This is a genomic window from Vibrio sp. bablab_jr001, assembly GCF_016464285.1.
Taxonomy (GTDB): domain Bacteria; phylum Pseudomonadota; class Gammaproteobacteria; order Enterobacterales; family Vibrionaceae; genus Vibrio; species Vibrio fluvialis.
Genome location: NZ_JACDWZ010000092.1, coordinates 790793 through 816345, shown reverse-complemented (window position 1 = coordinate 816345; position 25553 = coordinate 790793). Strand labels below are relative to the sequence as shown.

Annotated in this window: 24 protein-coding genes and 1 other RNA gene; 21 read left to right on the top strand and 4 right to left on the bottom strand. The window is 50.6% G+C overall.

Features of this window, described 5'->3' with window-relative positions; translation table 11 throughout:
* The first annotated feature begins 122 nt into the window (after positions 1-122).
* The 5 genes from petA to sspB all read left to right on the top strand — a co-directional run bounded on the left by petA (position 123) and on the right by sspB (position 3939).
* Positions 123-716: a ubiquinol-cytochrome c reductase iron-sulfur subunit gene (gene petA / locus JIG40_RS17365; RefSeq protein ID WP_020330463.1), complete on the top strand. Its 594-nt coding sequence runs from the start codon at positions 123-125 to the stop codon at positions 714-716.
* Positions 716-1981: a cytochrome bc complex cytochrome b subunit gene (locus tag JIG40_RS17360; RefSeq protein WP_020330465.1), complete on the top strand. Its 1266-nt coding sequence runs from the start codon at positions 716-718 to the stop codon at positions 1979-1981. Before petA ends, JIG40_RS17360 begins: the two co-directional genes overlap by 1 nt.
* A complete protein-coding gene (locus JIG40_RS17355) occupies positions 1978-2715 on the top strand; it encodes a cytochrome c1 (RefSeq protein WP_032082332.1) in 738 nt (245 codons plus the stop codon). The genes JIG40_RS17360 and JIG40_RS17355 overlap by 4 nt, the downstream gene beginning before the upstream one ends.
* Positions 2716-2816: 101 nt before the next feature.
* On the top strand, positions 2817-3452 hold the full coding sequence (sspA, locus tag JIG40_RS17350; protein WP_020330467.1) for a stringent starvation protein SspA: 636 nt from the start codon (positions 2817-2819) through the stop codon (positions 3450-3452).
* 10 nt (positions 3453-3462) lie between these two features.
* Positions 3463-3939 (top strand): ClpXP protease specificity-enhancing factor, encoded by a 477-nt coding sequence (sspB, locus tag JIG40_RS17345; protein ID WP_024373950.1) that lies wholly within the window; start codon positions 3463-3465, stop codon positions 3937-3939.
* A gap of 62 nt (positions 3940-4001) precedes the next feature.
* On the opposite strand, the gene JIG40_RS17340 is transcribed toward sspB, so the two are convergent.
* The 4 genes from JIG40_RS17340 to JIG40_RS17325 are packed head-to-tail and all read right to left on the bottom strand — an operon-like array spanning position 4002 to position 7329.
* Positions 4002-4571 carry a BON domain-containing protein gene (locus JIG40_RS17340; protein ID WP_047456951.1) on the bottom strand — a complete coding sequence of 190 codons (570 nt, stop codon included), beginning with the start codon at positions 4569-4571 and terminating at the stop codon, positions 4002-4004.
* Positions 4572-4574: 3 nt separating this feature from the next.
* Complete coding sequence (locus tag JIG40_RS17335) at positions 4575-5165, bottom strand: phosphoheptose isomerase (protein ID WP_020330470.1); 591 nt, start codon at positions 5163-5165, stop codon at positions 4575-4577.
* 3 nt (positions 5166-5168) lie between these two features.
* Positions 5169-5537, bottom strand: coding sequence for a YraN family protein (locus tag JIG40_RS17330; RefSeq protein ID WP_044366049.1), 369 nt, complete (start codon positions 5535-5537; stop codon positions 5169-5171).
* A complete protein-coding gene (locus JIG40_RS17325) occupies positions 5524-7329 on the bottom strand; it encodes a penicillin-binding protein activator (protein ID WP_199465741.1) in 1806 nt (601 codons plus the stop codon). The genes JIG40_RS17330 and JIG40_RS17325 overlap by 14 nt, the downstream gene beginning before the upstream one ends.
* Before the next feature lie 69 nt (positions 7330-7398).
* On the opposite strand from JIG40_RS17325, the gene rsmI reads away from it, so the two are divergent.
* From rsmI to lpxC, 16 genes are all read left to right on the top strand, one after another.
* Positions 7399-8262, top strand: a complete 864-nt coding sequence (gene rsmI, locus JIG40_RS17320; RefSeq protein WP_024373946.1) for a 16S rRNA (cytidine(1402)-2'-O)-methyltransferase — start codon at positions 7399-7401, stop codon at positions 8260-8262.
* 91 nt (positions 8263-8353) lie between these two features.
* An RNA gene (rnpB, locus tag JIG40_RS17315) (RNase P RNA component class A) lies at positions 8354-8747 on the top strand.
* 186 nt (positions 8748-8933) lie between these two features.
* Positions 8934-9884, top strand: coding sequence for a 16S rRNA (cytosine(1402)-N(4))-methyltransferase RsmH (rsmH, locus tag JIG40_RS17310; RefSeq protein WP_199465721.1), 951 nt, complete (start codon positions 8934-8936; stop codon positions 9882-9884).
* A gap of 24 nt (positions 9885-9908) precedes the next feature.
* Complete coding sequence (gene ftsL, locus JIG40_RS17305; protein WP_024373943.1) at positions 9909-10226, top strand: cell division protein FtsL; 318 nt, start codon at positions 9909-9911, stop codon at positions 10224-10226.
* Positions 10223-11977: a penicillin-binding transpeptidase domain-containing protein gene (locus tag JIG40_RS17300; protein ID WP_143683000.1), complete on the top strand. Its 1755-nt coding sequence runs from the start codon at positions 10223-10225 to the stop codon at positions 11975-11977. The genes ftsL and JIG40_RS17300 overlap by 4 nt, the downstream gene beginning before the upstream one ends.
* A 51-nt stretch (positions 11978-12028) precedes the next feature.
* A complete protein-coding gene (gene murE, locus JIG40_RS17295) occupies positions 12029-13516 on the top strand; it encodes a UDP-N-acetylmuramoyl-L-alanyl-D-glutamate--2,6-diaminopimelate ligase (protein ID WP_199465720.1) in 1488 nt (495 codons plus the stop codon).
* Positions 13513-14874, top strand: a complete 1362-nt coding sequence (gene murF, locus JIG40_RS17290) for a UDP-N-acetylmuramoyl-tripeptide--D-alanyl-D-alanine ligase (protein ID WP_199465719.1) — start codon at positions 13513-13515, stop codon at positions 14872-14874. Before murE ends, murF begins: the two co-directional genes overlap by 4 nt.
* Positions 14871-15953 (top strand): phospho-N-acetylmuramoyl-pentapeptide-transferase, encoded by a 1083-nt coding sequence (gene mraY / locus JIG40_RS17285; protein ID WP_020330479.1) that lies wholly within the window; start codon positions 14871-14873, stop codon positions 15951-15953. Before murF ends, mraY begins: the two co-directional genes overlap by 4 nt.
* A 23-nt stretch (positions 15954-15976) precedes the next feature.
* A complete protein-coding gene (murD, locus tag JIG40_RS17280; protein ID WP_047461253.1) occupies positions 15977-17296 on the top strand; it encodes a UDP-N-acetylmuramoyl-L-alanine--D-glutamate ligase in 1320 nt (439 codons plus the stop codon).
* Positions 17297-17313: 17 nt separating this feature from the next.
* Positions 17314-18507: a cell division protein FtsW gene (gene ftsW / locus JIG40_RS17275; protein WP_158151486.1), complete on the top strand. Its 1194-nt coding sequence runs from the start codon at positions 17314-17316 to the stop codon at positions 18505-18507.
* Positions 18494-19570 carry an undecaprenyldiphospho-muramoylpentapeptide beta-N-acetylglucosaminyltransferase gene (gene murG / locus JIG40_RS17270; protein WP_158151485.1) on the top strand — a complete coding sequence of 359 codons (1077 nt, stop codon included), beginning with the start codon at positions 18494-18496 and terminating at the stop codon, positions 19568-19570. The genes ftsW and murG overlap by 14 nt, the downstream gene beginning before the upstream one ends.
* A gap of 13 nt (positions 19571-19583) precedes the next feature.
* Positions 19584-21044 carry a UDP-N-acetylmuramate--L-alanine ligase gene (gene murC / locus JIG40_RS17265; RefSeq protein WP_061056865.1) on the top strand — a complete coding sequence of 487 codons (1461 nt, stop codon included), beginning with the start codon at positions 19584-19586 and terminating at the stop codon, positions 21042-21044.
* A gap of 182 nt (positions 21045-21226) precedes the next feature.
* Positions 21227-22009 carry a cell division protein FtsQ/DivIB gene (locus JIG40_RS17260; RefSeq protein WP_024373935.1) on the top strand — a complete coding sequence of 261 codons (783 nt, stop codon included), beginning with the start codon at positions 21227-21229 and terminating at the stop codon, positions 22007-22009.
* Entirely contained in the window at positions 22002-23264 is a 1263-nt protein-coding gene (gene ftsA / locus JIG40_RS17255; protein WP_020330487.1) for a cell division protein FtsA, read from the top strand. Before JIG40_RS17260 ends, ftsA begins: the two co-directional genes overlap by 8 nt.
* A gap of 30 nt (positions 23265-23294) precedes the next feature.
* Positions 23295-24515 carry a cell division protein FtsZ gene (gene ftsZ / locus JIG40_RS17250; protein ID WP_020330488.1) on the top strand — a complete coding sequence of 407 codons (1221 nt, stop codon included), beginning with the start codon at positions 23295-23297 and terminating at the stop codon, positions 24513-24515.
* Between the two features lie 97 nt (positions 24516-24612).
* Positions 24613-25530, top strand: a complete 918-nt coding sequence (gene lpxC / locus JIG40_RS17245; protein ID WP_024373934.1) for a UDP-3-O-acyl-N-acetylglucosamine deacetylase — start codon at positions 24613-24615, stop codon at positions 25528-25530.
* The last annotated feature ends 23 nt before the right edge of the window (positions 25531-25553 follow it).

Genomic DNA, 25553 nt, shown 5'->3' with positions numbered 1-25553 from the left:
CAAAAAGTAGGGTTTTATTTATCATTTCACATCAAATAAATACAACGAAAACCGTATTTTGTTAGCCATGCTCTTAAGCGGAATAACAGGAATCCACAAGGAGCAAATGGGAGAATGTCTGGATGAGCAATGCGCCTTTGAACAACGGTCGCAGACGTTTCTTAACCGCTACAACAGCTGTTGTGGGTGGTTTGGGAGCAGCTGCTGTTGCCGTACCTTTTATCAAATCGTGGAACCCAAGTGCGAAAGCGAAAGCGGCGGGTGCCCCTGTCGAGGTTGACATCAGTAAACTCGAAGAAGGGCAAATGGTCCGTGTTGAGTGGCGAGGTAAACCTGTATGGGTTGTACGTCGTTCTCAATCTGTAGTTAATGCTTTAAAAGAGCATGACAATCAGCTTCGTGATCCGAACTCTAATGAAGAACAACAACCTACCTACGCTCAAAATACCTATCGCTCAATAAAGCCTGAATACTTTATTGCCGTTGGTATCTGTACTCACTTAGGTTGTTCACCAACCTATCTGCCTGACTCTTTTAACGAACAAGTTCAAGGGGTTAAGTCAGGTTTCTTCTGTCCATGTCACGGTTCGAAATTCGACATGGCTGGTCGTGTATTCCAAGGTGTACCTGCTCCACTTAACCTTGTGATTCCAAAGTACATGTACCTGAGCGATACCAGAATTGTTATCGGCCTTGATGAAACAGGGGAGGCATAATGCAAGCTCTACTTGATTGGGTGGAAAAACGCCTGCCCGCAATGAATGCGTATAAGAAGCACCTTTCTGAATACCCAATGCCGAAGAACTTTAACTTTTGGTACCTTTTTGGTTCCTTGGCAATGTTGGTGCTGGTTAACCAGATCCTAACAGGTATCTGGCTGACGATGAACTACGTTCCGTCTGGTGACGGTGCGTTTGCGTCTGTTGAATACATCATGCGTGATGTGGATTACGGTTGGTTGCTGCGTTATATGCACTCAACTGGCGCATCGGCATTCTTTGTCGTGGTCTACCTGCATATGTTCCGTGGTCTTATCTACGGTTCATACCAGAAACCTCGTGAGCTATTGTGGATCTTCGGGATGTTGATCTTCCTGGCGCTGATGGCAGAAGCTTTCATGGGTTACCTACTGCCTTGGGGTCAGATGTCTTACTGGGGTGCGCAGGTAATCATTTCTCTGTTCGGTGCCATTCCGGTTATCGGGGATGATCTGACGCTATGGATTCGTGGTGACTACGTTATCTCCGGCGCCACACTGAACCGTTTCTTTGCTCTGCACGTCATTGCATTGCCGATCGTTCTGCTGCTGCTGATCGTGCTGCACATTCTTGCTCTGCACGAAGTGGGTTCGAACAACCCGGATGGTATCGAAACCAAACTGCCGAAAGGCACGATGGGCGACGATTACCAGAGCCAGTTCAAGTTCCACGAGTACTACACCAAGAAATACGACATCATCGATTCGATTCCTTTCCATCCTTACGGTACGGTGAAGGATCTGGTGGGTGTCGCTGGTTTCTTGTTCTTGTTCTGTTACGTGCTGTTCTTCAACCCAGAGATGGGGGGTTACTTCCTTGAGCCGCCTAACTTTGAAGCGGCAAACCCGCTGAAAACGCCACCGCATATCGCACCGGTGTGGTACTTCACACCGTTCTACGCAATTCTGCGTGCGGTACCGGATAAGCTGCTGGGCGTTGTCGCGATGGGTGCCTCGATTGTTGTGCTGTTTGTTCTGCCTTGGCTGGATCGCTGTAAAGTGCGTTCATACCGCTACCGCAGCAAGCTACACCTAGCGAACATCATTCAATTTACCATTTGTTTCATTGCCTTAGGTGTTTTGGGTGCGCTTCCTGCAACTCCAACGTATACCTTACTGGCTCGAATCTTTAGTTTGGGTTACTTCATGTTCTTCGTTCTACTGTTCTTCTACAGCAAAAACGAAGCAACCAAGCCACTACCAAAGAGGGTGACATTCAAATGAAAAAATGGATTGTAATTTTGTTTGCAATGCTGCCTTCATTGGCGATGGCAGCAGGCGGTAACGTGCATCTGGATAAAGCGGGGAATGATTTGTCTGATACCGCTTCTCTGCAACGCGGCGCCAAACTGTTCATGAACTACTGTTTCGGTTGTCACTCAACGCAGTATCAACGTTATGAGCGCGTGGCGACAGACTTGGGGATCCCTGCGGATCTGATGAAAGAGAATCTGATTTTCAATCCGCAAACCAAGATCGGTGAGCTGATGGAAAACGCGATTCCGGATAAGTCAGCGGCCAAATGGTTTGGTGCTCCACCACCTGACCTGACGTTGGTGGCTCGTGTGCGTGGCGTGGATTGGTTATACACCTACCTACGTTCATTCTATGCAGATCCAAGTCGTCCATTTGGCGTGAACAATATTGTCTTCCCAAGTGTCGGTATGCCACACGTTCTTGAAGAACTACAAGGCACTCCGGAACCTGTTTTCGGTTCACACATGGTTGATGGCGAAGAAGTGAAAGCTGTTGTTGCCACCAAATCGCAAGGCAATGGTGAGCTGAGCACTGGCGAATACGATCAAGCTGTTCGCGATCTGGTGAACTTCTTAGAATATTCCGGTGAACCAGTGAAACTTGAACGTCAGGCGATGGGCTGGTGGGTGATGGCCTTCCTTGTTCTGCTGACGATCGTTGTCGTGGCGCTGAAGAAAGAGTATTGGCGTGATGTGCACTAATTGTGCTACGATGTCGTGCTAATTCTCGATTAATCGAATCATCAATGGAGGCTTAGCCTCCATTGTTTTTTTATATCTGTAAGTGTGTGCTGGAGGGCTCCATGGCTGTAGCTGCCAATAAACGTTCTGTGATGACTCTATTTTCAAGTGCATCTGATATGTATAGCCATCAGGTTCGTATTGTGCTGGCTGAAAAAGGTGTCAGTGTTGAAGTTGAGCTGGTTGATGAAGATAACCTACCTGCGGATCTCATCGAGCTGAACCCATACAAAACGGTACCAACGCTGGTTGACCGTGAGCTTGCGCTTTATGACTCAAAAATCATCATGGAATACCTTGATGAGCGTTTTCCACATCCACCATTGATGCCAGTGTATCCTGTTGCCCGTGGTAACAGCCGTCTGATGATCTACCGTATCGAGAGAAACTGGTATTCACTGGCGAACAAAATCATCAAGGGTTCTGCTGAAGAAGCAGAATCGGCACGTGTCAAACTGCGTAACGACTTATTGACACTTGCACCAGTATTTGCGGAATACGAATACTTCATGAGTGAAGAATTCAGCCTGATCGATTGTTACCTGGCTCCGCTATTGTGGCGTTTGCCTGTTCTGGGTATCGATTTGATTGGCCCGGGTTCAAAAGAGCTGAAGATTTACATGAACCGCGTATTTGAGCGTGATTCATTCTTGGCTTCTCTGACAGAAGCTGAACGTGAGATGCGTTTAGTTCGTTAATGGTAGTCTGATGGATATCGATCACATGACTCCCCGCCGACCATTTATGCTACGCGCATTTTATGATTGGTTGCTGGAAAATGAACTGACGCCACATTTGGTGGTAGATGCCACACTGCAAGGTGTAAGAGTACCGATGGAATATGTTCAGGATGGTCAAATCATTCTGAACGTTGCTCCTCGAGCTGTCGGTAACCTTGAGTTGGGCAACGATGAGGTGACTTTCAATGCTCGCTTTGGCGGTCGCCCACATCTGGTTGTGGTTCCTATGTACGCGATTCAGGCTATCTATGCTCGTGAGAACGGCGCAGGAACAATGTTTGAACCTGAGGAAGCTTACATGGATGCGCAAGAAGCGGGTATCTATGAAGAAGAACCAGCAGAAAGTGGTTTGAGCGAAGTGACGTCAGAGGCACCAGCAGACACTGCTGAATCTGATGAGGCACCGCGCCCGAAAGGCAAGCCAAGTTTGCGTGTTGTAAAATAACTCAGCAAGATAAAACAAAAAAGCAGCGTGAAGACGCTGCTTTTTTTATGCCGAAGATTAGGCTAGTCCGCGTATTCGAAGGCTCGAATCACTTGTTTTACTCCTGAAATGTTGCGCGCAACGTCTGTCGCGATGTTCGCATGTTCACGAGAAATGTATCCCAACAGATAAACTTCACGGTCTTCGGTAATCACTGAAACTTTCACCCCATTAAGCTCTGATTTTGCCAGCAGTGCTGATTTCACTTTGGTCGTGATCCAACTGTCATTACTGATTTCACCAAACGACAAAGGTGCTTTTATCTTTACCTGATTGTGTAGTTCTTTGACATCTTTTAACTTTTGCACCTGAGCGACAAATTGATCCAGTAATTCAGGAGTGCGTGATTGGCCAATCAGAATCACGGTACCTCGGAATGAACTGGCGGTAATACGCATCTGATTCTGGAACGGAGGCTTGTTACTTAGTCCAGTCACTTCGAGTTCCAGATTGCTGTCTTTCCAGATTTCTTGAGTGGAGCGCGGATCGGTCGCAATGTTAACGGTGGTGGCAGCACCTGCGATAAACAGTCCAGCGCAGCCGGATAAGGTCATCAGTGTCGCCAGAGCGGCAAATAGGCGTAAAGTCTTCATTGATTACTCTTCGTGAGCGGGGAACAGAACCTGGTCAATCAAGTCACACAGACAGTGCAACGTGACCATATGAACTTCCTGAATACGAGCGGTACGTTGGGATGGAATACGAATTTCGACGTCGTTTTCTCCCAGTAAGCCTGCCATTTCGCCGCCATCTTTGCCTGTCAGAGCAATAATGGTCATGTCGCGTGTTACCGCTGCTTCCATCGCTTTGATGATGTTCTTGCTGTTACCACTGGTGGAGATAGCCAGCAGAATATCGCCTGGCTGACCAAATGCACGTACTTGTTTAGAAAAAATTTCCTGATAGTGATAGTCATTGGCAACGGCAGTCAATGTGGTGTTGTCGGCGGTCAGTGCCATCGCTGGCAGGCTTGGGCGCTCAGTTTCAAAACGGTTAACTAAACAGGAAGTAAACTGCTGCGCATTAGAGGCGGAGCCGCCATTACCACAACACAGAATCTTGCTGCCGTTGAGCAGGCTGGCCACCATGGCTTGTGCTGCGTGCATAATCGCATCAGGTAGCGCTTCGGCTGCGGCGATTTGAATTTGAATGCTTTCGGTGAAACTGTCTTTAATGCTGTCGAGCATTGATTATCCTTCAGTGATTGCGTTTTTTATCCAGTCAATTTGGCGGCCTTCATCGTGGATAGCCACCACATCGAAACGAAAATCGGTGTTGTCGGCGCTGAGGCCTTGCTTGAGCATCCACCAATTTGCCGCTTTGATCAAGCGTGCTTGTTTCTGTCTGGTGACCATTTCAGCAGCATGGCCGTGACGTTGGTTCTGACGATACTTCACTTCGACAAACACCAGCGTCTGATTTTCCCGCATAATTAAATCCAGTTCACCGCCGCGAATCTGGAAATTTTGTTCGATAAGGAACAAACCGCGGCGACGCAAATACTCCGCCGCCGCAGTTTCATAGTGTTGTCCGGTCTGGCGGCGACTAAAGAGCCCCATGCTCCGCCCAACTGATTTCACGTTGCACTACGCATTGTTCATCAATGCCCAGTACACCGGTTTGGCCTTCAATTGTATAACCTTGGACGACTTTCATTTGTGGGAGTTCCACCATGAGTTTGTATGCGTCCATCCCCATAGCTTGCAAGCGACGTTCGGCATTAGTGGATTTAGGCCACAGCTTATCCATCTGTTCCGAGACGTCCGGCGTTGGATGAATCAGCAAAGGAATGTCACTGTAAGTCACGCCGGTCAAATCTTCATACTGACGGCCACCGCTGTTGCTGGCGGAGTTAGAGAACAGTTTTGGCGGCTTGGTGTCCGGGTTGATGGCGACTTCGATAAACGGTTTGATCAGCGTGAGGTCAGCACTGTTGGCCACGATGTATACCGCGTCGATGTCACGACGGCTGCGTGGCTGGCTTTCCATTTTCAGACCCGTTAAGGCTTCCATCTGAGCAATATTCTGCTGGCTGTCCTGCAGACCGAATACGTTGTTGATGTTGCGCTGCAACTGACGACGATCGCCGTACTGGTTCACCGCCACCTTGTTTTTGCTGTATTTGTGCCACTCTTCATCGAAGGCCTCAACCACACGCTCGCCGTAACTGCCCTGAGGTGCTAAGACCAGTGGGTAACGATAACCTTCAGTAAACAGATGTTTAGCCGCCTGAGCGACTTCTTGCTCCGGTGACAGTGCGAGGTAACAAGTGTCTGAACCATCGATCACTTGATCCGGAATATTCAGCGCCAGTGTTTGAATCGATTGACCACGTTCTTGCTGGAATTGTTGCAGTTTTTCAATGTTGCCTTTAATCAGCGGACCAACCACGAAGTCGATGTTCTTCTCTGTCAGTGTTGCATCCACAGATTCCAGCGTTTCGGCGTTGGTATCCATGATGGTCAGGGTCGCATTGGGATCGCGGTCTTCGTCATTCATCATCGCCATGATGAAACCGTCGCGAATCAGTTGAGCGGGTTTCGAGAATTTACCGGTCAACGGCAGCAGCAGCGCGGTATGTTTCGGCTTAATGATCTCAAGGGCCAAAATGTCCTGAATGGATTTAGGGGTGTAGATTGCCGCTGGATGATCCGGGTTTTCTGCCAACCATTTCTCGAGCGTGTTTTTTAGCTGAGGCAGGTCACTACCCATAGTTTTGACATAAATGGCCAGTTGCAGCCAGCCATCCAGCTCCGCTTCATTCGGTTCGGCAGATAGCTTGGTGATCGCATAGCCTGAGTAGTGGTTGAGATTGGTCCAGATTTGATCGGCCAGGGCTTCTTGTTGATCGCTGTCGGCCAGATCATACAGTGCGACCAGTTCGCGACTTGAGTCAAACGAGCGATCAAGCGCGGTGAAAATGTCGGCACGCAACTGGTGGTACTCCTGCCACTGTAGTGTCGGCAGTTGCCAGTTAGGCTTGAAGTTAAGCAGATTCAGCGCGTCTTTGTATTTCTCCGCGTTGACTAACAACTGCGCGCGAGCCAGTTGCCATTCGGCTTGCTGGGTTTCGCTCAGGTTCTGTTTGGCCAGACGACGAATCAGCAGATCAGCCTGTTCTGCGTTGTTTTCAGCAATCGCGGCTTTCAAGGCCATGATTAACCAGTCATTTTGCAGGCTGCCTTGACTGCTGTCTGCCTGCATCAGGTAAGTCTGTGCCGGCAGGCTCGGTTCGCCGGTAATATCCACCAAAAGCGGGGACGTCGGCGTCGAGGAACAGGCGGCCAGGGTAATTGCTAATGCAACGGGAGTGAGTAAGCGTGGTACACTGCGTCTCTGATGGTTTTTCATAGCCATGAGTTCTTTCGTTAATCCGTGTAAAATTGTCTCTATATTAATCGTTGAAGTGATGGTAAACAAATGACAGATAACAAAACCTTGCCTGCAGAAGTCCCAACTTTGTACATAGTTCCGACTCCGATTGGCAACTTAGGGGATATTACCCAACGTGCCCTCGATGTGCTTTCAAGTGTTGATGTTATCGCCGCAGAAGATACCCGCCATTCAGGCAAACTGCTTGCGCACTTCAATATTCAAACTAAGACGTTCGCTCTGCATGATCACAATGAACAGCAAAAAGCTCAAGTTTTAGTTGAGAAATTGTTGGCCGGACAGTCGATCGCGTTGGTATCGGATGCCGGTACACCACTTATTAGTGATCCAGGTTATCATTTAGTCACCCAATGTCGTCAGGCGGGTGTTAAAGTTGTGCCACTTCCTGGTGCGTGTGCGGTGATCACGGCATTGAGTGCCTCTGGTCTGCCATCCGATCGCTTCAGTTTCGAAGGCTTTTTGCCGGCCAAAAGCAAAGGGCGCAAAGACAAGTTTATGGAAATCGCCAAGGCTGAGCGCACCTGTATTTTTTATGAATCACCGCATCGTATTACGGAATCGCTGCAGGATATGCTGGACGTCTTAGGGCCAGAGCGTCAAGTCGTGCTGGCTCGTGAACTGACCAAAACCTTTGAAACCATTCAGGGCATGCCGTTGGGCGAACTGATTGAGTGGATTGAAGCCGACGATAACCGCAAAAGAGGCGAGATGGTACTGCTGATCCACGGTTATCGTGACAGCGCAGAAGACGTCTTGCCAGAAGAAGCGCTACGTACTTTGGGGATCCTGACCAAAGAACTGCCGCTGAAGAAAGCGGCGGCGATGACGGCGGAAATCTACAATCTGAAAAAGAATGCACTCTACAAATGGGGACTGGACAATCTTGGCTAACTGCTGAACTTCTGACCAGTTGCGCTGAAAATACGTTGTGAGGACGATTCCTCCTAGACAGTGAGGTGCGATGCCGATAGAATTCGCGCCTGGAGTTGACTGGGTAGTCGCTGCCTTATTGACGTCCCTTGACCTTGTGTTGGGGAGACTGATAAGGGGGAGGAAAGTCCGGGCTCCGTAGAGCAGGGTGCCAGGTAACGCCTGGGGGGCGCAAGCCTACGACAAGTGCAGCAGAGAGAAGACCGCCGATGGCCCGCAAGGGATCAGGTAAGGGTGAAAGGGTGCGGTAAGAGCGCACCGTGCGGCTGGCAACAGTTCGTAGCAAGGTAAACTCCACCCGGAGCAAGACCAAATAGGCCTCCACATAGCGTTGCTCGCGTTAGGAGGCGGGTAGGTTGCTTGAGCCAGTGAGCGATTGCTGGCCTAGACGAATGGCTACCGCCGCGCAAGCGGAACAGAACCCGGCTTACATGTCGGCTCCACCTATTCAGACCCATCATAGCTTCGCGGTTATGATGGGTTTTTTGCTTTTTATTGACTTAGACGATAGTAAAACCATTAAACTTAGCGCAATGTCACGTCCTGTAACTGCTTTTATGGCTAGCAGTAGTGTGGGAAAACGGTACACTACAAAATCAAACTGACGGACGTTTGTGCTGAACGAGACCATTATGACTGAATCTTTCCAACATATTTCTGTGCTGCTTCATGAATCGATCGACGGTCTGGCGATTAAGCCGGATGGCATTTATATCGACGGCACCTTTGGTCGTGGCGGACACAGCCGCACTATCTTGTCTCAGCTGGGCCCGAATGGCCGCTTATACAGTATTGACCGCGATCCACAGGCGATTGCCGAAGCGCAAAAAATTGATGATCCGCGTTTTACCATCGTTCACGGTCCGTTTTCCGGCATTGCAGAGTACGCTCAGCGTTACGATTTAGTCGGCAAAGTTGACGGCGTGCTGTTCGACCTTGGTGTTTCGTCACCGCAGCTTGATGATGCTGAACGTGGTTTCAGCTTTATGAAAGATGGCCCGCTGGATATGCGCATGGACCCGACTTCGGGTATGCCAGTTTCTGCCTGGTTGGCACAAGCGGATCTGGACGACATTACCTGGGTGATTCGCGAATTTGGTGAAGATAAACACGCTCGCCGAATTGCCAAAGCGATTGTCGCTTATCGTGAAAATGAAGAAAACGAACCCCTGACTCGCACCAGCCAACTGGCTAAACTGATTTCTGATGCGGCGCCAAAGAGTTTCAAAGAGAAAAAACACCCGGCCACCCGCGCATTCCAGGCTTTTCGTATTTACATCAACAGTGAATTGGAAGAGATCGATACCGCGCTTAAAGGTGCTGCGTCGATTCTCGCACCGCAAGGTCGCTTGTCGGTGATCAGCTTCCACTCACTGGAAGATCGCATGGTGAAGCGCTTCATGCGTAAAGAGAGTAAAGGGCCGGAAGTGCCGCATGGTATTCCGCTGACTCAGGAACAAATTCGTGCGTTGGGTAGTGCTGACCTGAAAACAGTCGGTAAAGCCATCAAACCTTCTGAGCAAGAAGTGGAGATGAATCCACGTTCTCGCAGCTCTGTTCTGCGTATCGCCGAAAAACTCTGAGCGCTCTGAAACTCGATAGCGATTATGTCTCAAACCAAGCTAAATCTCGCCAAACTGATTGCAGCCGACCTACTTACGGTAGGTCGGGTACCTCTCATCATGTTGATTCTGATCTTTACTTCCGCGATGGGAGTTGTGTTTACCACACACCATACCCGTCAGGCGATCACGCAAAAAGATCAGGCGCTGGAAGAGCGCGATCATCTCGACAATGAGTGGCGTAACCTGATCCTGGAAGAGACGGCGCTGGCCGAGCATAGCCGAGTGCAAGAAATGGCAAAGAACGAGCTGGACATGAAACGTCCGGATGCTGACAAAGAAGTAGTGATTGAAATCAAATGACGAAAAAGCCAGCGAAAGCCAAAGAAAAAGCCACAGCCAAACCGAAAACGAGCGCCAAAGTTGCCGAGCAGAACAGCCCGGTTTTTATCCGCTGGCGTTTTTATCTCATCGTCTTTTTTGTCCTGCTCGCCTTTGCCATGTTGGTGGGGCGACTTGCTTTTATTCAAATTATCGAACCGGATAACCTGATTCGCGAAGGCGACATGCGCTCTATTCGTGCTAAAACGCTGCAATCCGCGCGCGGGATTATCTCCGATCGTAATGGTGAAGCGCTGGCAGTGAGTGTGCCTGTGGATGCCGTGTGGGCCGATCCGGTGACCATTTTCAAGCAAGGCGGATTGGTCGAAAAAGATCGTTGGTACGCACTGGCGGATGTGCTGAGCTTAGATCGTCAGGAAATGATGAAAAAGCTTGAGGATAACCGTACTCGTCGCTTCATCTACCTGCAACGTCAGGTCAGCCCGGCAATGGCGAAATACATTCGCGAGCTGAAGCTGTCTGGTGTTGGGCTTAAATCGGAATCTCGCCGCTACTATCCGGCGGGGGAAGTCAGCGCTCATTTGATTGGTGTGACCGGCATCGACGGCCATGGTCTGGAAGGTGTCGAGCGTAGCTATGACAAATGGCTGACCGGTGAAGCCGGTAAGAGCATTATCCGTAAAGATCGCTACGGCCGCGTGGTGGAAAATATCTCGCTGGAAGAGCGTGAAGAGGGTAAGCCGCTGCAGCTGACTATCGATCAGCGTCTGCAAGCGATCGCTTTTCGCGCCGTTAAGCAGGCGATGGCTGATTACCGTGCGACGTCGGCATCGGCGGTGATGCTGGATGTTAAAACCGGCGCAGTGCTGGCAATGGTTAACGCGCCTTCTTATAACCCGAATAACCGCTCTGACTGGCAAAGCTTCAAGATGCGTAACCGCGTCATTACTGATGCATTTGAGCCAGGTTCAACCGTGAAACCATTTGTGGTGCTGGCCGCGCTCGCCAACGGCACCGCAGATGAACATACCATCATTGATACTGGCGATGGGGTCATGCGCATTGGTGGCAGCCGGGTACGTGACACCTCAAAAGTGGGCAAAGCCACGCTGCAAATGATTCTGAAAAAATCGAGCAACGTTGGTGTGGCGCACTTAGCGCTGGGAATGCCGCTCGAAGCGATGCTCGGCATGTACAACTCTGTGGGGCTGGGTGAAGTTTCCGGCCTCAACCTGGTGGGTGAAACCACCGGGATTTTCCCCAACCGCCGCCGTTGGTCACAGTTTGAAATCGCGACACTGGCCTTTGGTTATGGCTTGTCTATCACGCCGATTCAGCTTGCGCACGCTTATGCCACGCTGGGCAATCTGGGTAAATATCAGCCAGTACATTTGATTGAAAGTAATCAGCAGGATCTGTCTCATCAGGTGGTGGATGCCAAATATGCCAAGCAAGTGCTGGATATGCTGGAAACTGTAACCCAGCCGGGTGGTACGGCCGTGAAAGCGGCGGTACCAGGATATCGGATTGCGGCGAAATCCGGGACCTCGCGCAAAGCGATAGCAGGCGGTTATAGCGACGAATATTTTGCCTACACAGCCGGCGTGGCGCCAGTGAGCGATCCACGTATTTCACTGGTGGTGATGGTGAACGAACCTCAGGGTGATTCTTACTACGGCGGCGCCGTAGCAGGACCGGTGTTCTCTGAAATCATGAAAGGGGCACTGCAGATCCTGAACATCGCGCCGGATGAGAACCGATTTCAAAAATAACAAAGTCCGCTGACGCCAAGGTGCGGCGGACAAACATAGTGTGAGAACTCCATGAACACTAGCAAGGCTTTACAACAACTAATCTCTCCATGGCTGACGATCAGCGAGTCTGAGTTGGCGGCGCTGCCCGTCACGCATCTGGAACTCGACAGCCGAAAAATTGAACCGGGTGAGACCTTTGTCGCCATTATTGGTCATGCCATTGATGGACGTCAGTTCATCGACAAAGCCATCGCCCAAGGGGCGAATCTGGTGCTGGCTCAAGCGTGCTCACAACACTCACATGGCAGCGTCGCAGAGCGCCAATCGGTTCCTATTCTCTATATCGAACATCTGGACAAACATCTGTCGCAACTGGCAGGTCGCCTGTATGGCGGACATCAGAATCACGTCATTGCTGTGACGGGGACCAACGGTAAAACCACCATTTCTCAACTGATTGCGCAATGGATTGACCTGCTGGGCCATCGTGCTGCCGTAATGGGGACGACGGGCAATGGTTTTCTTGCCAACTTGCAGCCCGCGGCCAACACCACGGGTAACGCGATCGAAGTGCAGTCAACACTGTTTGAGCTTGCTCAGCAAGGCGCGGAATATACCGCGATGGAAGTCTCCTCGCATGGTTTGGTACAAGGACGGGTGAAGTGTCTGCAATTTGATGCCGGCGTTTTTTCCAACCTCAGTCGTGACCATCTGGATTACCACGGCACCATGGACGCCTACGCGGAGGCAAAGCTGTCGCTGTTTACTGAACATGACACGCGTCATGCCATCATCAATGTGGACGACGAAGTCGGCGCGCGTTGGGCGCAGCAGCTTAAGCATGCCGTGGGCGTTTCTCTGCAAGGAAAACCGGAAACCGAGCAAGCGCTGTGGGCAGTGAAGGTGAGTTACGCTGAAAGCGGCATTACGCTCGATTTCGATGGCAGTTGGGGCGCGGGTCAACTGCGTGCGCCGCTGATTGGCGAATTTAACGCATCGAATCTAATGCTGGCGCTGGCCACGCTGCTGAGCCTGGGCTTTGAGCTCGGCGCTCTGTTGGCAGCGGCACCTAAACTTAAACCGGTATTAGGTCGCATGGAACTGTTTCAGGCGCCTGGCAAAGCGAAAGTCGTCGTCGATTACGCCCATACGCCGGACGCGTTAGAAAAAGCGCTACGCGCACTGCGCGTGCATTGTCAGGGGCAATTGTGGGCGATTTTTGGGTGCGGCGGTGATCGTGACACCGGTAAGCGCCCGATGATGGCTGCGATTGCTGAAGCGTTTGCTGATCGCGTGATCCTGACTGACGACAACCCGCGCAGTGAAGATCCGCAGGCGATTGTCAACGATATGCTGGCCGGACTTAAAGCGCCGCAAGAGGCTAGAGTGGAGCACAACCGTTTTGAAGCGCTGCGTTTAGCCCTGTCGCAAGCGGGTGAACAAGACATTATTCTGCTCGCGGGTAAAGGTCACGAAGACTACCAGGTGCTGACCAACGAGACGATTCATTACTCGGATCGCGAATCCGCGCAAACTTTATTGGAGCTGTCAGCATGATTGGAACTTCTCTGACGCAGTTAACTGCGGTTCTTGATGCGCAATTAGTGGGTGAAGATACCGAGATCGCCGCAGTGTCGACGGACACTCGTTCAATTCCACAAGACGCGCTGTTTCTTGCCTTGGTCGGAGAGCGTTTTGACGCCCATGAATTTGCCGCACAAGCGGTGGCAGCGGGCGCCAAAGCGCTGTTGGTAGAAAGAGTGCTGGATATCAACGTGCCCCAGTTGGTGGTCGCCAATAGCAAAATTGCGCTGGGCTTGCTCGGCAGTTGGGTTCATCAGCAGTGTCATACGCCGACGGTTGCCATCACGGGCAGCTGCGGCAAAACCACGGTGAAAGAGATGGTGGCCAGTATCTTAGCGGCGAAAGGCCAGGTGCTGTTCACTGCGGGTAACTTTAATAATGACATCGGTGTGCCGCTGACGCTGCTGCGTTCGACGCCACAAGATGATTACGCTGTAATTGAACTCGGCGCCAACCATATTGGCGAAATTGCTTACACCACGGCGCTGGTGAAACCGGATGTAGCGCTGGTGAACAACGTGGCTGCGGCACACTTAGAAGGCTTTGGCTCGATCGATGGCGTAAAACGTGCCAAAGGTGAAATTTACCAAGGCCTGAGTGCGGGCAAAACGGCGGTCGTTAACCTCGACAGCCAGGGCGGTGAACTGTGGCAAGCCGTGCTGGCTGACAAATGTGTGAAAACTTTTTCTGTCACAGAGCACAGCGCTGACTTTTACCCGCGTGACATCGTGTTGAATGCTGCAGGGGAAGCCAGCTTTGTTCTGGTGACGCCTATCGGTGAAGTGGCCGTGAAACTGGGCATCATCGGCAAGCACAATGTGGGTAATGCACTTGCAGCAAGTGCACTTGCGATTGAGATGGGCGCGACTCTCGCTGACATTCAGCATGGTTTAGCGCATCTGTCGAAAGTGAAAGGCCGCGTGGATGTGACAGCGCTGAACGACAACATTACGTTGATCGACGACAGTTACAATGCCAGTGTTCCGGCGATGAAAGCCGCCGTGGACCTGCTTGGCGGTTTTTCTGCCACCCGGTGGCTAATTTTGGGCAATATGGCCGAGTTAGGTGAGGAAAGCCTTGCACTTCACCAACAAGTCGGTGAACATGCTGCACCATTCCAGTTTGAATATGTCCTGACGTATGGCCACGATGCGAAGGTGATCAGCGATGTCTGTCACGGTCGCCATTTTGCGTCCCATCAGGACATGATTATGTTTATCGAGCAGCAACTAGAACAACAACAGGATCGCGCTCACGTACTGATCGTCAAAGGCGCCAACAGTGCGGGTATGAGTAAGATTGCCGCTGCTCTTAAGGAGAAATACTCATGATTATTTGGCTTGCGGAGTTACTCCAGCCATATTTTTCGTTTTTCCGTTTGTTCGAATACCTTTCATTTCGAGCGATTGTCAGCATTCTGACGGCTCTGGGCATTTCATTATGGATGGGCCCGCGTCTGATCAAACGTCTGCAATTGTTGCAGATTGGTCAGGTGGTGCGTAACGACGGCCCGGAATCGCATTTCAGTAAACGTGGTACCCCAACGATGGGCGGTATCATGATTCTGGCCTCGATTATTATCACCGTGTTGTTGTGGACAGATTTGTCGAACCCGTACGTCTGGGCGGTTCTGGCCGTGCTAATGGGTTACGGTGCAGTCGGCTTTGTCGATGACTATCGTAAAGTGGTGCGCAAAAACACCGATGGTCTGATTGCGCGCTGGAAATACTTCTGGCAGTCAGCGATTGCGCTGGTGGTCGCATTTGCACTGTATGCACATGGTCACGATACCGCCGCGACTCAGCTGGTGGTGCCTTTCTTTAAAGAAGTGATGCCCCAACTGGGACTGTTCTACATTATTCTGACTTACTTTGTGATTGTAGGTACCAGTAACGCAGTCAACCTGACCGATGGCTTGGATGGCTTGGCGATCATGCCAACGGTGTTGGTCGCGGCTGGCTTTGGTGTGATCGCCTGGGCAACAGGTAACGTCAACTTTGCCAACTACCTGCATATTCCCTACATTCCTTACACGTCTGAACTGGTGGTGGTGTGTACCGCGATTGTCGGTGCTGGCCTTGGTTTCCTTTGGTTTAACACCTATCCAGCACAAGTTTTCATGGGCGATGTGGGTTCTCTGGCACTGGGCGGTGCTCTGGGCACTATCGCGGTGCTGGTTCGTCAGGAATTTGTCTTGGTGATCATGGGCGGTGTGTTCGTGATGGAAACCCTGTCGGTGATCCTGCAGGTGGGTTCATACAAGCTGCGCGGTCAGCGCATCTTCCGCATGGCCCCGATTCACCATCACTATGAACTGAAAGGTTGGCCGGAACCACGCGTGATCGTGCGTTTCTGGATCATCTCTATTGTTTTGGTTTTGATTGGTTTAGCGACACTGAAAGTGCGTTAATCCTTTACGTGGAAAAGAAATAAATGGACCGTTGGCAAGGCATTCAGCATGTAGTGGTCGTAGGGCTCGGTATTACCGGGCTCTCTGTCGTTAATTATCTGCAAAAATATCACCCGACAGTGACGGTGCGGGTTATTGATACTCGTGAAGCGCCACCGGGGCAGGAACAACTGCCAACCGGTGTTGATCTGCACAGCGGCAGCTGGAATGTTGAGTGGTTGTTGGCGGCCGATTTAATTGTTGCTAACCCGGGTATTGCGCTCGCCACGCCAGAAATTCAGCAGGCACTGGCGGCGAACATTCCGGTGGTCGGCGATATTGAGCTGTTTGCCTGGCACGTGAATAAACCTGTAATTGCGATTACCGGTTCGAACGGCAAAAGCACCGTGACCGACCTGACTGGCGTGATGGCCAACGCGGCTGGAATTGCTACTGCAGTCGGAGGCAATATTGGTGTGCCGGCGCTCGATCTACTGTCGCAACACGCTGAACTCTACGTGCTGGAGCTATCGAGTTTTCAACTGGAAACCACTTCGTCTCTGGCGCTAAAAGCCGCGGCATTTCTTAATCTGTCGGAAGACCACATGGACCGTTATGACGGCATGGCAGGATATCGTCAGGCTAAGCTGCGCATTTTTGAACATGCACAAACGGCGGTTGTGAATGCTGACGATACCCAAACCTATCCTGATGCCTACTCGGGCCGCACGGTGCGTTTTGGTCTGGAGCAACCTGCTGAATTTACCACGGCGCAACATGACGGTAAGGAAGTGTTGATCGCCAATGGTGAGACGGTGCTACCAATCTCGGATCTGAGTCTGGTTGGTCGTCACAACGTGGCTAACGTGCTGACCGTGCTGGCTTTACTCGATGCAGCGGGCGTGAATTATACAAACGCGCTGCCTGCATTGAAGTCTTACACGGGACTGACACACCGCTGTCAGGTGGTTGCCGATAATCAGGGTATAAAATGGGTCAATGATTCGAAAGCAACCAATGTGGCGAGCACATTGGCGGCGCTGTCTGGCCTGACCTTGAATGGCACCTTGTATCTGCTGGTAGGCGGAGTTGGTAAAGGCGCTGACTTCACACCATTAAAACCTGTGTTGGAGACGCTACCACTCACGCTGTGCTGTTTTGGTCGCGATGGCGATCAGTTCATGCCGTTGCATGCCTCCGCTCAGCGTTTTGATACGATGGAAGACGTTATTGTATCGATTCGCCCGCAACTGAAAGCGGGGGATATGGTGCTGTTGTCTCCGGCTTGCGCCAGCTTCGACCAATTTAAAAACTTTATGGCCCGTGGCGATGTGTTTGCTGAACTGGCTCAGCGCTACGCTTAGGGACAAAGGGAACGATTTTGTTACTCTCCAAACCATTTCAATCGCTTAACCGCTGGCTGCGTACTGCTTCTCCTGACGCTCTGTTCGATCGTCAGTTGGTCTGGATCGCGCTGGGGTTGATGTTGATTGGTTTGGTGATGGTGACGTCGGCGTCGTTTCCCATCAGCTCACGTCTGACTGATCAACCGTTTCACTTTATGTTTCGCCATGCCATCTTCCTGATGCTGGCTCTCATCACCTCTGCGGTGGTGCTTCAGGTACCGCTGCAGCGCTGGATGCAATACAGTTCGGTGTTGCTTGCGATCTCCTTTGTGTTGCTGATTATCGTGTTGCTGGCTGGTAAATCGGTCAACGGTGCATCGCGCTGGATCCCGCTCGGCCTGTTTAACCTTCAGCCTGCTGAAGTGGCCAAATTATCGCTGTTTATTTTTATGTCCGGTTATCTGGTACGTAAACACGATGAAGTGCGCCAAACGTTCTTTGGTGGCTTCCTCAAGCCGATCATGGTGTTTGGTACGCTGGCGGTATTACTGCTCGGTCAGCCAGACTTGGGAACCGTGATCGTGATGCTGGTGACGCTGTTTGGCATGCTGTTTATCGCCGGGGCGAAGTTGTCACAATTTCTCGCCTTGATGGTGGCCGGTATTCTCGCGGTGGTGGCGCTGATCGCCGCCGAACCTTACCGGATTCGTCGTGTTACTTCGTTCCTCGACCCTTGGGAAGACCCATTCGGCAGCGGTTATCAGCTCACGCAATCACTGATGGCCTTTGGCCGCGGTGAATGGTTTGGTCAAGGGCTGGGGAACTCGATTCAGAAACTGGAGTACCTGCCTGAAGCGCACACCGACTTTGTGTTCGCGGTCATGGCGGAAGAGCTCGGCTTTGTTGGCGTTACGCTGGTATTGATGCTGATTTTCAGTTTGGTGTTTAAAGCCATTCTGATCGGTAAGAAAGCGTTTGAACACGATCAGCAGTTTGGCGGTTATCTGGCGTTTGGCATCGGGATCTGGTTTGCGTTCCAGACCTTGGTCAACGTCGGCGCTGCAGCAGGTATGGTGCCAACTAAAGGTCTGACGTTACCACTCATCAGTTATGGTGGTTCGAGTTTAATCATTATGTCGGTGGCGGTATCGATACTGCTGCGCATCGATCATGAATGCCGTATGACAGACAGTCGCAGAACAAAAGAAATAACCAATGAAGAAAACTAAACGATTAATGGTGATGGCCGGGGGAACCGGTGGTCATGTCTTTCCTGGTTTAGCCGTGGCAAAACAGTTGCAGCAACAAGGCTGGGAAATTCGCTGGTTGGGGACGGCTGATCGAATGGAAGCGGACCTGGTGCCCAAACACGGTATCGAGATCGACTTTATTCGTGTTAAAGGCCTGCGTGGTCAGGGCATTGCCCGTCTGCTGAAGGCGCCATTTCAAATCGTGAATGCAATTTTGCAGGCGCGTCGCCACATGAAAGCGTGGCAACCGGATGCGGTACTCGGGATGGGCGGTTATGTCAGTGGTCCGGGCGGTATTGCCGCATGGACATTGGGTATTCCGGTAATTTTGCACGAGCAGAATGCGGTTGCTGGCCTGACTAACCAATGGCTGTCTAAAATCGCTACCAAAGTCTTTCAGGCATTCGAAGGCGCATTTGCTGGCGTACCTGTGGTCGGAAACCCGGTGCGTGATGATGTCGTTGCGCTGCCGGATCCGAGTGAAAGATTGACTCAGCGTACGGGGCCGCTGCGCATTCTGATCATGGGGGGCAGCCAAGGCGCGCGGATTCTCAATCAGACTTTGCCTGCAACCTTGGCCCAGTTGGGTGAGGGCTACCAAGTTCGTCATCAGGCTGGAAAAAACAGCCAGCAAGAAGTTCAGCAAGCGTATGCGGAACTGGGTGTGCACAATGCCGACGTGACTGAATTTATTGATGATGTGGCTGAGGCGTATGCCTGGGCCGATCTTCTGGTTTGCCGCTCTGGAGCCTTGACGGTATCTGAAATTTCAGCGGCGGGTGTGGCTGCAATCTTTGTTCCTTTCATGCACAAAGATCGCCAGCAAGCCTTGAACGCTGACCACTTGGTGGCGTGTGGCGCTGCCCAAATGATTGAACAACCTGAGCTGACGGCAGATAAATTGGCCGCTGCCATTGCGCAGTTGGATCGCCCGGCTCTGCTGAACATGGCGCAAAAAGCCCGCCATGCAGCCAAACTGGATGCGGATAAAGTGGTGGCGGATGCCATCATTGCCGTGACGCAGTCCAGTGTCGACAAATAATGAGAACCGCTTTATGACGATCAAACATACACAAGACTTAGCGCAGATTCGCGCCATGGTACCGGAAATGCGCCGTGTGAAATGTATTCACTTTATCGGTATTGGTGGCGCAGGCATGAGCGGGATCGCGGAAGTCCTGCTCAACGAAGGCTACCAAATCACGGGATCAGATATCGCGTCGAATGCGGTCACTGAACGTCTGACGGAGAAAGGCGCGACAGTTTATATTGGCCATGCGGCGTCTAACGTTGCGCAGGCGAGTGTGGTTGTTGTTTCGACGGCCATCAACGAACAGAACCCTGAAATCAAAGCTGCACGCGAGAAACGTATTCCGGTCGTCCGTCGCGCCGAGATGCTGGCCGAGCTGATGCGTTTTCGTCACGGGATTGCAGTCGCGGGGACTCACGGTAAAACCACCACCACCGCACTGGTGACGCAAATTTACTCGGAAGCGGGCATGGATCCAACGTTCGTCAACGGTGGCCTGGTGAAAAGCGCGGGGACTAATGCTCGCTTGGGGTCAAGCCGTATCCTGATAGCGGAAGCTGATGAGAGTGACGCCTCGTTCCTGCATCTGCAGCCGATGGTGACGATTGTGACCAACATCGAAGCGGATCATATGGATACTTATGGCGGTGACTTTGAAACGTTGAAGCAAACTTTTGTCGATTTTCTGCATAACCTGCCATTTTACGGTCAGGCGATTCTGTGTATCGATGATCCGGTGGTGCGTGAGTTGATTCCACGCATCAGCCGCCAGGTGATCACTTACGGTTTCTCAGAAGATGCCGACGTGCGTATTGAGAATTACCGTCAGGATGGCCAGCAGGGTAAATTTACCGTGGTGCGCCAAGGTCGCGCCAATCTGGATATCACGCTCAACATTCCGGGGCGTCATAACGCGCTCAATGCGTCGGCTGCGATTGCGGTCGCGACTGAAGACGATATCAGTGATGAAGCGATTCTGCGTGCGATGGCGAATACCCAGGGTACTGGACGTCGTTTCGATCATCTGGGCGAATTTGAAACTGGTCGCGGTAAAGCGATGCTGGTGGATGACTACGGTCATCACCCAACCGAAGTCGGTGTGACGATTGCTGCTGCCCGCAATGGGTGGGCAGACAAGCGTCTGGTGATGATTTTCCAGCCGCACCGTTATACGCGTACTCGTGATTTGTACGATGACTTTGCAAATGTGCTGGAGCAGGTCGATATTCTGCTGATGCTGGATGTGTATTCGGCGGGTGAAAAGCCGATTGCTGGCGCGGATGGTCGCTCACTGTGTCGTACGATTCGTAGTCGTGGCAAGCTGGATCCGATTTTTGTTCCGGATAGCAAGACGTTACCGTCGGTTTTGGCCAATGTTCTACAAGATGGTGACCTGGTGCTGACGCAAGGCGCTGGTGATGTGGGCAAAGTAGCAAGAGAATTGGCCGCGTTAGAGTTAAACGTCGAGCGTATGCAAAAAGCGTAACGCAGTTGCATATCTGTGTTTTATGGTGAATTAAGTCGCTACCGATATGGAATTTCTGTATTTGAGTATTTGATACTTTTTAACACCTCAGTATAATCCCAAGGTTAAAGTCAGTGCTTTTGCCTCTATTGCGTAACGAAATAGGGAAACAATTTGCCAGTCGTCAACAGGATCATCGGACTTTGATAAACAGCGTGTTAGCCGAAGGCCGTAAAATATCCGGTTCACCACTAGTGAAACAGCATGCCGTCGGAGGCAGCTTTTTTCTGGTGGTGGTGTTGTTGATTGGTTTTTTGTTGTATTCAACGATCAGTTGGATGTGGGATGAACAACGTCTTCCGCTCTCTAAAATCGTTCTGCAAGGTAATTTACAATACGTTTCTACTCTTGATGTTCAGCGAGCATTTGCCCGGTTGGATCATATCGGAACCTTTATGTCCCAGGACATTGATGTTCTTCAGACCAGCGTGCAGTCCATTCCCTGGGTTTCTCATGCATCAATCCGGAAACAGTGGCCCGACACTATAAAAGTCTTCTTAACGGAGCACCAAGTACAGGCTATCTGGAACGGTAATGCTTTGCTGGATGATGATGGCATCGTTTTTGATGGTGATATCGGACTGGTTAAAGAAGAACATGTAAAATTGTACGGGCCGGATGGCAGTGCTCCGGAAGTATTAAAAGTTTGGCGGCAGTATAATTCTCAGTTTCAGGCAATAGGCCGTAACATCTCTTCGTTGTTACTTAATGAGCGCCGAGCCTGGCAGATAATTCTGGATAATGGCATTCGCTTGGAATTGGGAAAAGAGTCGCTGGACGAACGTATAGCACGGTTTTTTCTACTGTATAAGCAGTTGGGCAATGAAGTGGATAAAGTCAGCTACATTGACCTCAGATACGATACAGGCGCCGCAGTAGGTTGGATCTCAGAACAAGAGTTAGCACAAGAGAATACAGATGACTAAAACTGCTAATGACAACATCATTGTTGGTCTGGATATCGGCACCGCCACCGTATCAGCTTTAGTGGGAGAAATTCTCCCGGATGGTCAGATAAACATTATCGGTGCGGGAAGTAGCCCTTCCCGAGGCATGGATAAAGGTGGCGTCAACGATCTGGAATCGGTGGTAAAATCGGTTCAGCGTGCCATTGACCAAGCAGAATTAATGGCGGAATGCCAAATCAGTAATGTGTTTCTGTCGATTTCTGGCCGTCACATTGCTAGCCGAATTGAAAAAGGTATGGGCACTATTTCCGATGAAGAAGTGTCGCAGGACGACATGGATCGGGCAATTCATACCGCGAAATCGATCAAAATTGGTGAAGAGCAGCGAATTTTGCATGTCATTCCTCAAGAATTTACGATCGATTATCAAGAAGGCATCAAAAATCCATTAGGATTATCCGGTGTGCGCATGGAAGTCAGCGTGCACTTGATTACTTGTCACAATGATATGGCAAGAAACATCATTAAAGCCGTAGAACGTTGCGGTTTAAAAGTTGAACAGTTAGTGTATTCAGGATTGGCGGCAAGTAATGCCGTGATCACTGAAGATGAGCGCGAACTTGGTGTGTGCGTGATCGATATTGGTGCAGGAACCATGGATGTTTCCGTTTGGACCGGTGGCGCGCTACGACATACCGAAGTGTTCTCTTATGCGGGCAATGCTGTCACCAGTGATATCGCATTTGCTTTCGGAACTCCCGTAAGCGATGCCGAAGAGATCAAAGTGAAATATGGCTGCGCGCTGAGTGAGTTAGTAAGCAAGGATGATACGGTTAATGTTCCGAGTGTAGGTGGTCGTCCGTCACGCAGTTTACAACGACAAACCTTGTCGGAAGTGATTGAGCCTCGCTACACTGAGTTAATGGGCCTGGTAAATCAGACGATTGACTCGGTTCAGGAAAAACTGCGTGAAGACGGCATCAAGCATCACTTGGCTGCCGGCGTTGTTCTAACAGGCGGCGCAGCGCAGATTGAAGGATTAGTTGAGTGTGCGGAGCGCGTGTTCCGCAACCAAGTCAGAGTCGGCAAACCTCTTGAGGTGAGTGGCCTGACAGATTACGTAAAAGAGCCGTATCATTCTACGGCAGTTGGTTTACTTCATTACGCAAGAGACAGTCAAATTAACGACGATACTGAATATCAAGAGCCTAAGCGCCAATCAATGTCGGGCTTATTGGGTCGTTTGCGTAACTGGATACAAAAAGAGTTTTAACCTGAGTTGCAGGAAAAACGGAGATAACACATGTTTGAACCGATGATGGAAATGTCTGACGATGCTGTAATTAAAGTCGTTGGGGTTGGTGGTGGCGGCGGTAACGCCGTAGAACACATGGTGCGTGAATCCATCGAAGGCGTGGAATTCATCAGTATCAATACAGATGCGCAAGCACTTCGTAAAACCAGCGTGAGCACAGTCATTCAAATCGGCGGTGATATTACTAAAGGTTTGGGGGCGGGTGCGAATCCGCAAGTTGGACGTGACGCAGCTCTCGAAGATAGAGATCGAATTAAAGAAGTGCTGATGGGTGCCGATATGGTATTTGTCGCCGCTGGTATGGGTGGTGGTACCGGTACTGGTGCTGCTCCTGTGATTGCGGAAGTGGCTAAAGAGCTGGGCATCCTAACAGTTGCTGTAGTGACTAAGCCATTCAGCTTCGAAGGTAAGAAACGTCTTTCGTTTGCGGAACAAGGTATTGAAGAGCTGTCTAAGCACGTGGACTCTTTAATTACTATTCCGAACGAAAAACTGCTGAAAGTTCTGGGTCGTGGTATCACCTTGCTTGAAGCCTTTGCCAGCGCGAACGACGTACTTAAGAATGCAGTACAAGGTATCGCAGAACTGATTACTCGTCCGGGTATGATCAACGTCGACTTTGCAGACGTACGCACTGTCATGTCGGAAATGGGTCACGCCATGATGGGTAGCGGTGTTGCAAAAGGTGAAGACCGTGCTGAAGAAGCGGCCGAGATGGCGATTTCAAGTCCACTATTGGAAGATATCGACCTCGCTGGCGCTCGTGGCGTACTGGTGAACATCACTGCTGGTTTGGATATGCGTCTGGATGAATTTGAAACTGTGGGTAATACTGTTAAAGCGTTCGCTTCTGACAATGCAACCGTAGTTATCGGTACATCTCTGGATCCAGATATGGCAGATGAAATTCGCGTAACAGTCGTTGCAACGGGTATTGGTAACGAACGCAAACCAGACATTACGTTAGTGGCAGGCGGTAAAGCGAAACCAGTACAAGCTTCTCAACCACAACAAGTGATCGTTCCGGCGGCAAAAGTGGAAGAGAAAGCGGCACAGCCTTTGCAAGAAAGAGTTGAAGTGAAAACCCAGCCGGCAACGGCCGCGTCGAGCAGCGTCTCTTCTTCTGCAAGCCAAAGCACTGCGCCTAAGCAAGAGAAAGAGAGCGGATATCTGGATATCCCTGCTTTCCTACGTCGTCAGGCTGATTAAGATCTCGCCACAATTTGACACTGTTCAAAATTCTGGTAGGATGTCGGTCGGTAACCATACCGGCCGAGCTTTGTGGCATCGATTTAGAGGCAAGTAGATGATCAGACAACGTACACTGAAAGAAATAGTGAAAACAACTGGAGTGGGCCTACACTCTGGTCGTAAGGTCACGTTAACTCTTCGCCCAGCTGCTGCAAACACAGGCATCATTTACCGTCGTACTGACGTAAACCCACCTGTGGACTTCCCAGCAGACCCAGAATCTGTGCGCGACACTATGTTGTGTACTGCTCTGGTGAACGATGAAGGTATTCGCATCTCAACGGTTGAACACCTGAATGCGGCACTGGCGGGTATGGGGATCGACAACGTTATCGTTGAAGTGGATGCACCTGAAATTCCAATTATGGATGGCAGTGCAAGTCCATTTGTATACCTGCTGCAACAAGCAGGCATCGAAACGCTGAATACTCCTAAACGTTTTATTCGTATTAAGAAACCCGTTCGTTTTGAAGATGGTGACAAGTGGGCTGAACTGCGCCCGCATAACGGCTTCAAAATGGATTTCGAAATTGAATTCAACCACCCGGCTATCGATGGCGATGAGCAACACTTAGTGTTTGATTTTTCTTCACAAGGTTTTGTGAAAGAAATTTCGCGTGCTCGTACTTTTGGTTTCATGCGTGACATTGAATACCTTCAGTCACAGAATCTGTGTCTGGGCGGTAGCTTTGATTGTGCAATCGTGCTGGATGATTATCGCATCCTGAACGAAGAAGGCCTTCGTTTCGCCAACGAATTTGTGACACATAAAGTACTGGACGCGATTGGTGATCTGTACATGTGTGGTCACGCGATTGTCGGTGAATTCCGTGCTTATAAATCAGGTCATGGTTTGAACAACCAGCTGCTGCGTGCAGTACTGGCAGATCAGGAAGCTTGGGAATGGGCAACGTTCGAAGAAGAAGTTGGTTCGCCAGTTGCCTTCGCAGAACCAAATATGGTTATCGCATAAGCAAAAGATTAATGAAAAAAGCC